We start from the raw sequence: 10502 nt of genomic DNA, 5'->3' as shown, positions 1-10502 counted from the left end.
GAAACCTTTGCACGAAAAAATGCACAAAAGTTTGCAAAAGTGATATAATACAGTAAAATCAAACAGATAGCAAAAGACACGAATATGGCATGGAAACAAACAGGGCAACTCTCCCTAGCAGACAGTCTCATTAACGCTCACAAAGCCATCGAAGAACTCGATGAACTACACGACCTAATCAACTGGCAAAGTATCGAACACACCCTAGGCCATGTTCATAGCAGTGACCGTGGCGAAAGTGCCTTTCACCCTGTCATCATGTTTAAAATCTTACTACTACAAAAACTCTATAACCTATCCGACCCAGCCATGGAAAAACAACTGGCAAGAGACTTACTATTTCGTCGCTTTGTTGGGCTATCACTTACCGATAACGTACCCGACCACAGCACCATTTGGCGATACCACAAACACTTAGGTGAACTTGGACTCATTGAACCCTTATTCAACCAAATCAATGAACAACTAGCCGAGCAAAACATCATCATCAAAGCAGGCAGTGTTAGCATCATTGATGCCAGTATCGTTGAAGCCAAAAACAAACGAGCTAAAAAAGGCAAACATACCGACAATACCCAAGATAACGAAGCTGCCTACGTCAGCAAAAAAGACAGCACAGGCAAAGTAAAAACCACCTACGGCTATAAAATCCATCTTAACTGTGATGAAGACAGCTTTGTCAAAAAAGTTCAAACCGCCCCTGCTAATGTCCATGATTCACAATGTTTTACCACGCTTTTAACAGGTGATGAATCTGCCGTTTACGCCGACAGTGCGTATAAAAGCCAAGCCCATGACGACTATCTTGCCGAGCATGAGCCACCTATCAACAATCATATCCATGATAGGGCATGGCGTAATACACCACTTACCGAACAACAAAAACGTACCAATACCCAAAAGAGCCAAACCAGAAATACGGTAGAACGGGTATTCGGTCATTTTAAACTGCATTATGGCATGAATAAGGCTCGTCACCTTGGCTTAATGCAATTTCATACCAGTACTTTGCTTGCTAGCATAGTGCATAATTTAAAAACTGCCCTAGGCTTGAAGCGAAAATATGGGGTCGCTTAGGGTTATTGTGTCTATCGGTTGGTAAAACTAGCCAATAGACGTTAATTTACGGCAATTTAGGAGGCTTTTATGCCAATTCGGTGACTTTCTTCACTTCTTTAACACCAATTCCAGTTTTTAGTTGAGTTTGAAATTGGTGTCGAGAGATGGTCGCTGGTTTGTGCAAAGGTCTCATATAAAATTGGAAGGGGAAAAATTTTGGAAAAAAAGACAATAGATATTTAATTCGAGGAAGCTCAAATTAATTTGATAAATGTCCCTGAGCTATTTTCCTAACCAAGTTCGGGGCAACTCAACTACCTATCTAATTTATAACATAACTCCCCAGCCGCAACCGCTCCTGCGGACTAAACAACCTATTCTGCGTCTCTACTATCTGCCGCTGTGCCTCTGGCGTATTACCAGAGGTTGTTAAAATCTGCTGACGCACTTGCCCAAACTCCGCAACCCGTTTCGCAAAATCTGCCTCTTGGGCATCTAACTGACTCAACCGTTGCACCGCATCTTCATTGACATATTGACGACGTAGAGCATTAATCTCATCTTGACTAGCCCCTTGCTTTCTTAACTTCTCAGTCTCACTCAATAAAGTGGCAATATTATCCTGCTGTTGCAGTTTGGCTTGTAACTGTTTATCGGCAATACTGGCAATATACTGCTGTTTGGCATTTTGTTCAATTTGCTGACGTTGTGTCTCAGTTAGATTGGGGTTTTGATTGGCTTCAAGCGTAGCTAAGGTATAAGTATTTAGAGCATCCTCCGCCCCAAAAAAAGCTTTGATGGTTGCCGCATCAAAATATTGATTTCTTAATGCCTGTATGCGAGATTGCTGTTGTTTAATCAACGATATATCAATCTGTTGTGAGTTGTCACTGGTATATTTTGATAGCTCTTTATCAATACTCGATACTGCTTTTAAATAAGCCAAGTAATTACGATAAATTTTAATCGCTTGGCTTGCCGCAGGCTCAGGCGTACGTTTTTGGATATAATCGATGGTGCTTTGCTCAATGACAGCTAGGCTCTCTTCCCCTTGAGTAGATAAAAAATAATCAAACAGATTCTTTAACCCTGTGGTTACGACCAATTGCTTTTGCTCATCAATCACAATTTCGCCATCGACCTTAGTGCCTTGTAATGATTTTGGCAGTTTGGTTGCTAGGCTGATATCGCTCTGCTGAGCATTAGTATGTGGGGCTGAAGCGACAATAGGAGCGTTGTTGTTGGTGATTGGTGTAGTGGTAGCCTGCGATGATGGCTTGATGCTCGTTTGGGTTGGTTTTAACCAAAAAATGACAGCCACTAACAAGCCCAGAACGAGCAAAACTGCTGAAGAAATAAGAATTATCGAGCTTTTTGATTGATTAGAAGAATTTGCCATGTCAGCTGCATTAAATTAAAAGATTGATAAAACATTAAAAGGCTGCCAAGCAACCTTTTAATGAAAGCTGAAGACCTGATTATAGACCAGATTCTTTAAGACGATTAACGTGCTGACGGTACATCGCCACTGGATTGGTTTCGGTAAGACTGACCAAACCAAAGATTTGATTGACCATGTCTAAATGGTTCATTTGGTAGTTGTCACGAATCACTCGTCCAAGATGCGTTGAACATTGTCCCACGATGCCATCATTGGGTTCTTTACCATAAGCTAGGCTAAGTAACGATAACTTAATATCTGATGGGTCAATGAATGTGGTTATATTACCTACGCCACCCATCGAGTAATAATCAATACCATTTACATGAGTTTGGGTCGGTAATTCACAATAGCTGGTTGGCATACCTTGCGGGAATTTTTGATTGAAGTCGGCCGCATATTTGCTACTCATGGATTCAACCGCTGACCAACCGTCTTGCTTTTCAAGTTGACCTGATTTTAATGCTGACATGGCATCGGTAAAGCCACCCATCAAGTTTAAAAATTCGACACCAAGTTTGCCACCAAAGCTTAAGTCATTCCCTGATAGACCTTGTGCTGTTTGGCTTTTTTCCACACTACTGACAAACCAATCTGCCATTTTAGTCCCCTGTAGTGGGCTTGCGATGGCGGTTACTGAGGAGACGTATTCAGGTGCAACCGCAGCGACATAGCGTATATCGTTACCGCCTTGGTCATAGCCGATTAGATTCACTTTGGAACTACCTGTGATAGCAGCAATGGCTTTAACTTGCTTTAGCAGCTCTTCACCTCGATATTCACTGTCTTGGACAGCGGTGGTTTTGGTGAGATAGACACTGGCACCATTGGCACTTAAGTCTTCTGGGATACCGTGGAAGTAGTCAGTAATATTCAGAAGTTTGTTCCAACCATTACTACCATGTGCTAACACAACTGGGTATTTGGTAGCGGCGTAGTCCGAGGTGACTTTTTGTTCTTTAATCGGTACACAGCCTGAGTCAGTGGCACAGTTGTAAGTTTGAGCGTAGCTGGTGGCGGTACTCATGGCAAGTAATACTAGTGATAGTTTAAGTGCAGGTTTGGATACATTGATTTGCTTGCGTTGCATAGAATTACCTTTAGTGTCGAATGGTGACGTTGGGGGTGTTGTGAATGATAATAGGTACTGAGTAGCTTGGCATATCAGGCACAGGCTGTGCTCGCACGACTTCAGAGATGGATTTGCTGGTGGCTTTGTCGGTTATCCAAAAGTCGGTGTAGCTGTTACCACTGTTAAACGAAGTGCCGATATCGGTGGCAAAGTCTAGCTGATAGTCATGATTGGCTTGTGCATTAAAGCTGATTTTAACAGGTAAGGTGTACCACCCTGCCATGTTGTATTGTACGGTGAGGGTATGCTCGCCTGTGCTAATGGGATAGGGTTTATCCCATAGATGTTTGTATTGCTGTTTTTTTTCCAAAGGTAGGCGTTTGCCGTCGATATTGACGATGTAGGCGATACGGTCGCCGACCAGTTTGGCATAGCGGGGTTTCATGCTGCCTTGGATGGTGGCAGTTTGCCCTGAACTGGGTGGTTGGTACATGAGTTCAGGGGGTAGGGTCTCTTTATGGGCTGTGGTACAGCCTGTGAGAAGGGTTAGGATGGTTAATGGGATTAGGGGTTTCATGAGCTTTTCTCTATGTAGTTTATTATAATTTATCATTAGAAATTTGTTAGCCTATTCCAAACAGAGTCAAATGTTTTCTCAGCATTTTCATCTCCATCGTAATATTTATCCCAAAAATCACCAGTAAACTCTATAGGTTCAATGCTATGTCCTACATTGTCGGGAAAAAAGTTAAACACCCATCCCTTAGGTATACTTGGGTCTAATATTTCAAAACTGGTTAATGGAATCAAACAGGGTGTACCATCACTATCACGCCTAATTATTATCAGTGTTTCAATGTTTTGGCTTTCAATTGCATGATTGCGAACCAAAACGCTTAAAACAGTGTATTGATTTCCTAAAGTAAAATCTTTGGCAATTAATTCAGAGTTGGTTAACTTAACTATCATGGATTCACTGTTCCTTTAACTTTAAAGTCTTGAGTAACATAATCAAATTTGGTTGAGTAGCTTTTATAAAAGACCATATAGTAGTAAAGCTTTATTGCAGTTCATTTAAGCTCTGTTTTGTTAGAAATTTGAAGCCATTTTTTGTAAGTGACCCTAATCCCAATCCAATTAAGTTCAATTCGGGATATACTGGATTAACTTGACCAGTGCCTGTCATCTGCCAGTAATCTTCAGCGTTTTTAAAAATGATTAAGTTGTGTTCCTAGTTAAATAATGTCGCTAAAAAATAGGCTAAATTCTTATTTTTCCATTAGTTTCAATCCAACTCATTAAAGTATTTCTTGAGTAAGTATTTATACCTGAGCTAATTTCTAGGAAGGATTCTTGATTAGGAAGTATGTACCATACTAATGTAATAAAGTCAGTATTATCTGGACTTATCACATTTGTAGAAAAACTTTTCACTCCATTACCAATGTTTAGATTTTTAAAAGCATCAAAGTTTTTCAAGTCAAAGTCTAAATATTCTCCATAAGAATCGATCGTTCGCTTAGTAACAATTAACGTACTAATTAATTCAATTAAATTAGATTTAGTATTTGAATCATTAACAGTCTCAATCACAGACTTTAACAACTCTTTTTCAAACTTAAATAACTCTTTAGGATTATCGTCATTTAACATATGTTTTCCTAAAATTTTAATACCGTTGAAATTACTATTTTACCGTTATTATTAAAAACTCTAACTTTAGCAATTATTCCAGATACATTTACAGTAACTTCACTTTGTCCTGCAGTTTTGATATTAAGTTTTTCCACTGCCTTAAAGATTTCAGCAAAAGCTTTTTCTGATGAACCAAATTTTTTTAGTAATGCTTCACCTATAGGACCAGAATGACTGGTAAAGATATGATTTGCTTTATTTGCCCAATTTATACCATACCTTTCAGCTAAAATTTTTGCATCATTTGCCCCAACTCTCTGTATTGCTGTTATTGCCTGTTGAACCATAGCTCTTTCAGCAACTGTTAAAGATACTCCTTGTAAGTCTAATAAAAGCTCAAGTTCTGCAACATCACCTCTTAAAATTGCTTGTTTAAAAGAGGCTTCTATAGTATTTTGTGGTGCAACTAGACTATTATTCTCAATCGCAGTACCAGCACTATTAGCAGCCGTATTAACATCGTAACCTAATAACAAGGCAAGTGAAGCAGCAGTCAATTTACCCGTATTTAAAATCCGGTCTTTTTCCTCTATAGATAGATTATCATTATTAATTAAATCTTGGACTTCACCAGTAACTAGATAATCCCCGACCATCTCTCCAACAGCCGCCCCAAGAGCTCCTGCCTCACAAGACTGCTTATTCAGCTCTGCACTCGCACAACCCACTAACCCAGCCGCCAGTTTATGAGCAATATTATCAACCAAAGCATCACTATCAAGCCCCTTAACCGCATTGGTAAACACATACCCAGTCCCTGCATCGACAATCGACGCACGCAGACTACGTTTTAACGCCTCCTCTAAACTCGTACCATTAACCGCACTATCCACCAACGCATTACTTGTACCATTGACAATGCCACGAATAAAACGGTCATTCTTTTTGTGAGTGACAGCCTTGGTATGTTAAAGCATGGTCACCTATGAATTGACGCTTGCAGTCTTTGCATTTATAGTTTTGTTTACCATAGCTTTTTAAGCCATTTTTCTTTATGCTGTCACTTAGACAGGCTGGGCATTTGATGTGTAGTGTGATTTGCATTTCACTATTTTATCAATTTCTCAGCCTGTTTTTTTTCAGCCTACTTTTTGAACCACCACCGCTAATTATTATACTCAAATATTTAAGGCTAGTGGAATCACAAACTTTAAATTTATAATCTCTCCAACAAAATGAGCACTCTATGATAACATTTAACGAAATACTTAATAATTTAGAAGATACAGACAAAAGAATAATTCCAGGTATAGATCCTATTGAAAATCAATGCGTATTATACTTTCAAGATCATATGATAGAATCTGTAGAAAAGCAATTTTATAAAATTACAAATTATAGTAATCCACCTAAAGCAGCTAATGGAGGTGCAAATTTAGCAGGATGTAAAATAATTTTGCCAAATGGTAAAAGCTTTCACGCTTTGGTATTTCATGGAGATTTAGAAGGTTGGAAGGCAGATATAGAAAATGCAACAACTAAACTAAATATTTCATTGGGAAATATAATAAATCAGAGTTCTTTCATTGTTGGTAATTTAGCCTTTAATTTAGATGATTGTACAATAGAGTTCTACTAAATCTAAAATCAAAATAGAAAACCAATGAAACTTTTATTGTTTAAGAAGGGTAGGCTGAGCCTATAAAAGCAAAACATTGTATTGATGCAGCGGTGCATTTTTTCCAAATCCATAAGTTGAATAGATTATGAAAATAAATATTTGGATATGGGTCAAAAAGTATGCTGATACGATTTTCCGTTCGTAGTAAGCCTATCGAACCATAAGAAAATCGCTACCCTTCGACAAGCTCAGGCCGAACGATTTTCTTTGAGCATACTTTTCAAACCACTACCAAATAAAATAATATCAGCCCAAGATTGAGAAGAATTAATGCGATACTTATCTTCTATCCAAATTTGAAAATCACCAATTACTACTTGATTATCTGAACTATTATCATTCATTAACCAGCCATCTAAAAATGATTTTAAACAGCTAATATAGTTTTTAGAAATATATAGTGCTGGTCTTTTTTCAATTTTAAGAATTAAATCAATTATATTCATAATAGAATCAAATTCTCTTGATTTTAATCAATCAAAAAATCAGTATTGTTTTCTATCTCTCTAATAAGATAATCTATACTTTCGTTATCTTGTCTATCGAATTCATATACAAAATTACTAATAAACTTATTGACTGGATAATCGTATTTATATACTAAATTGTATAAATCAGTTTGTAAAACAAATAGTTTTCCAAGAATATTTTTTTTTTCTTCAATAGTCTTCGAATCTGAAATACCAGATAATAAATCTCTAATATTTCGTTCAATTTCTTCTAAAATTAAATCTATCTCTCTCTTTCTGTTATAATATTGCTCTGCTATATCATTAAGTATACTAATATTCATTGTTATTTCTTCTCAGGTTGAATGTGCCATATTTCTTTTGTAGTTGGATTATAAACTAATTCTAATCCATTTGCTACATATCTAAGAAATCCTGGTTTAGCTCTCGGGTCAGTCATAACCTTAGGATTACTGTTCAAGATTTCTCTTGCCTGAATAAAAGGGGCTGGTCTACCCTTAGTCCACAAATCATTATAATATTTTTCAGATATTTTCATACCATCTGCAAAATAATAGCCATCTTTTAAAACTATGTCTTTTACTCCTTTAGTAGCTGCTTCTTCAAGTTTTAATAGTTTACCCGCCTTTGTCAACTTACCTACAGGCACAACATCTACGATATTCGTCGGAATGAATAACTCTCCAACCGCAAATACAGCAGCTCCTACAGCAGCTTTAGCATTGACTCCAAGTATTTCATACTGACCTGAAGTGGCCCAGCTCTCTATTGCATCGTCCAATTGAGATTTATATTTTTTGGCTAACTCAATATCCCCTTTTTTATAAGCAGCTACTAAATCATCAAGTGCTTTTTGCGATTTTTCATCTAAAAATTTTCTAGCTACTTCTAACTTTTCTATAGCTTTATCCTTAAAACTATTATTCAAAACAGTTGTAGCAGAGTTTTGAATAGCTACATTGGCATCATAACCAGAATAAGCAGCAGTTACGGCTGATGCAAAATTTGCAATGGTTAAAATTCTTTCTTTTTCTAAATCAGATACAAAGGTTGGATTGCGTCCATTCAATAAATATTCTGCAACTGTTTCCCCAACACCTGAACCAATTGCACCTGCACCACATTGACCTGATTGAATTTCACCTGCTACACAACCTGCTACACTTTGGCTAATAATTCTTAAAATATCATTGTTTACTGCCATCTTGATTTGGGTTGCAGCAAACCCATGCGCGGCATTCACCTCACTCATCAAAAGGGCAATTCTAAGATTATCCTCTAAACTACCACCGTTAATTGCTGTATCAACTAAGGCAGAAGTCGTCCCCTCAAACGCACCACTAACCAATCTGCCTTGTAAAGACTTAGCATCTTCAATCGATAACTTATCTAGCACCCCTGGCATCACCGTATTATTAACGTATTGAAGTGCCCCAACCGTTAATGCAGCGGTTAATGTGGCTCTTACCGTTTGGCTGCTACCTAACTGTTTTAATGTCTTGTTAATATCACCCTTATTGTTTACCAATAACACAGAAGCTTGCGTTGCAAGCGAAGTAAAGGCAGCACCGCCTGCTGCACCTGCAACACCCCCGCCTAAACTTGATGAAATGCCACTAGCCGCAGGTCCTGCCGCCCAAGCAACAGCAACCGTTAATAACGCCGCCCCAGCAGGCGTTAGCCCTTCTTGTTTATAGTTCCACTCTTTTTGAGCGGTTTGCACCACACTAAAATCGACATCTTGGCGTTTCGCAATCTCCTGCAAATACTCAAAGCCTGGCTGGTTACCCATGCGGTTAACCACATTCACCAAGTTCGTGCTATCAGCTTGCTCTTTTTCAGAGAGCGGCACCTGGACAATCAACCCACCAGGGGCAGAGAAACTAGGGGTGGTTGGACCTGTAAACTTCGGCAACGTCCCTGTCTCATCGACAAAGCCTTTCTCACTCATCGACTGCCACACCACATTATTAAACTCACGGGTGTGGTTCTCTTGTACCGTCGTATTAATGGTATCGAAGATAATCTTGGCATCAGGCACTGCTTTCATACCAACGCCTGCTTTGATAGTTGCCCCTTGCAAGTACTCAAACTCCGTGCCTTGCAAATAAGTATCGTCGCCTGAGCCTGTATCAATAATATTGGCAACCAAAGTCGATGGTAACTCGCTTGATACGTTGCGAGTATCGGTTGTGTGGTTCTTGTTGTATTTGATACCAATAAAGCTTGAAGTCTTTTTGACATCCACATTTTTGTTGTCCACTTCATCAACTGCCATTAAGCGAATGGCATCCCCTGCTTGTAGGCTGACTTGTCCTGTGGGGGCTTTGATATCGGTGGCGTAACTGATGATATTGTCACCTGCATTGACACTGACATTGTTACCAATCAATGTTACAGAGTCGGCATTGCGGATATCTTCGGTGGTACTGGTGATGGTGACTTTCTTTTTAAGTCCGCCCCAGCTTTTCTTCTTGCTGGTTTGGGTTTCGGCATCATAGATACTGTCTTGAGCCGCTTGCAGAATGACATTGCCCACACTGCTAATGGCAATATCACCTTCTTTGGCAGTAAAGGTGCCTGAGTTGATAATGATATTATTGGGTGCCCCTGAGGTCGTCACGGTTTTAGGGTCTTGGTTATCTGCGCCTGTGGCTTGAATGACAATGCCTTTGTCAGCGGTGATGTTGCTTGAGCGATTGTTGTTGTGTAGGCTGTAGCTCTTATCCCCTTCTTTACCACGCTCGTAGATATCATTTAGCCCTTCAATGCTAATGGCGACAGGGAAAGCACGGGGCAAGCCAAGATGAGATTAATGGTAAGCCCCCGACCATCATCCCCTCTACTGCACTCTTAGATGAAGCGAGATAATGTCCATGATTTCACTAAATGGACATTAAAATGGCAACCAACAAACCCAAGCGCAAGACCTACAGTGACGAATTCAAAGAATTTCTAGTCCAAGAAGCGATAAGATCAGGGCGGTCAATTGCCAGCATAGCCAGAGACAACGGCATCAACCAGAATCTCTTACACAACTGGAAACGAGAACAAAAAGCCAAACAAGCTCAAACCGACCAACTACCCACACTTATTAACAATGACGCTTACCGCAATACACCAACATTCATTCCTGTCAGTGTA

General features: G+C 39.1%; 12 protein-coding genes and 1 pseudogene. 3 read left to right on the top strand and 10 right to left on the bottom strand.

The window, feature by feature from the left end:
• Positions 1–84 precede the first annotated feature (84 nt).
• Entirely contained in the window at positions 85–1077 is a 993-nt protein-coding gene (locus MA2_RS10160; protein WP_067059489.1) for an IS5 family transposase, read from the top strand.
• 304 nt (positions 1078–1381) lie between these two features.
• Here MA2_RS10160 and MA2_RS10155 read toward each other — a convergent pair whose 3' ends face one another.
• From MA2_RS10155 to MA2_RS10975, 7 genes and pseudogenes are all read right to left on the bottom strand, one after another.
• Positions 1382–2458, bottom strand: coding sequence for a lipase secretion chaperone (locus tag MA2_RS10155; protein WP_079352066.1), 1077 nt, complete (start codon positions 2456–2458; stop codon positions 1382–1384).
• A gap of 79 nt (positions 2459–2537) precedes the next feature.
• Positions 2538–3590: an esterase/lipase family protein gene (locus MA2_RS10150; RefSeq protein ID WP_067059483.1), complete on the bottom strand. Its 1053-nt coding sequence runs from the start codon at positions 3588–3590 to the stop codon at positions 2538–2540.
• Positions 3591–3600: 10 nt separating this feature from the next.
• Positions 3601–4149, bottom strand: a complete 549-nt coding sequence (locus tag MA2_RS10145; RefSeq protein WP_067059481.1) for a hypothetical protein — start codon at positions 4147–4149, stop codon at positions 3601–3603.
• 35 nt (positions 4150–4184) lie between these two features.
• Positions 4185–4541 carry a hypothetical protein gene (locus MA2_RS10140; RefSeq protein ID WP_067059479.1) on the bottom strand — a complete coding sequence of 119 codons (357 nt, stop codon included), beginning with the start codon at positions 4539–4541 and terminating at the stop codon, positions 4185–4187.
• A 291-nt stretch (positions 4542–4832) separates the two neighbouring features.
• Positions 4833–5225: a hypothetical protein gene (locus tag MA2_RS10135; RefSeq protein WP_067059477.1), complete on the bottom strand. Its 393-nt coding sequence runs from the start codon at positions 5223–5225 to the stop codon at positions 4833–4835.
• Between the two features lie 8 nt (positions 5226–5233).
• Positions 5234–6127, bottom strand: coding sequence for a DUF637 domain-containing protein (locus tag MA2_RS10130; RefSeq protein ID WP_487246366.1), 894 nt, complete (start codon positions 6125–6127; stop codon positions 5234–5236).
• A gap of 19 nt (positions 6128–6146) precedes the next feature.
• Positions 6147–6311: pseudogene (locus MA2_RS10975) on the bottom strand (IS1/IS1595 family N-terminal zinc-binding domain-containing protein); the annotation flags it as partial.
• A gap of 142 nt (positions 6312–6453) precedes the next feature.
• Here MA2_RS10975 and MA2_RS10125 point away from each other — a divergent pair.
• Complete coding sequence (locus MA2_RS10125) at positions 6454–6846, top strand: hypothetical protein (protein ID WP_067059474.1); 393 nt, start codon at positions 6454–6456, stop codon at positions 6844–6846.
• A 230-nt stretch (positions 6847–7076) separates the two neighbouring features.
• Here the strand turns inward: MA2_RS10125 and MA2_RS10120 are convergent, their stop codons facing one another.
• Genes MA2_RS10120 through MA2_RS10110 form a run of 3 tightly spaced genes read right to left on the bottom strand, consistent with a single transcriptional unit; the run spans position 7077 to position 10158 of the window.
• Positions 7077–7334, bottom strand: a complete 258-nt coding sequence (locus MA2_RS10120) for a hypothetical protein (protein ID WP_067059472.1) — start codon at positions 7332–7334, stop codon at positions 7077–7079.
• A gap of 23 nt (positions 7335–7357) precedes the next feature.
• The gene (locus tag MA2_RS10115; RefSeq protein WP_067059471.1) at positions 7358–7681 is read right to left on the bottom strand and encodes a CdiI-like immunity protein; all 324 of its coding nucleotides are present in this window, start codon (positions 7679–7681) and stop codon (positions 7358–7360) included.
• A gap of 2 nt (positions 7682–7683) precedes the next feature.
• Positions 7684–10158, bottom strand: a complete 2475-nt coding sequence (locus MA2_RS10110; protein WP_067059469.1) for a DUF637 domain-containing protein — start codon at positions 10156–10158, stop codon at positions 7684–7686.
• A gap of 101 nt (positions 10159–10259) precedes the next feature.
• Here MA2_RS10110 and MA2_RS10105 point away from each other — a divergent pair.
• A partial coding sequence (locus MA2_RS10105) for a transposase (protein ID WP_156470949.1) occupies positions 10260–10502 on the top strand: 243 nt, incomplete at its 3' end.

Origin of the sequence: Moraxella atlantae NBRC 14588 (genome assembly GCF_001591265.1) — a bacterium.
GTDB classification, from domain to species: domain Bacteria; phylum Pseudomonadota; class Gammaproteobacteria; order Pseudomonadales; family Moraxellaceae; genus Faucicola; species Faucicola atlantae.
Note: the sequence above shows the minus strand (reverse complement) of the source record. Positions and strands in the feature narration are given on the sequence as shown.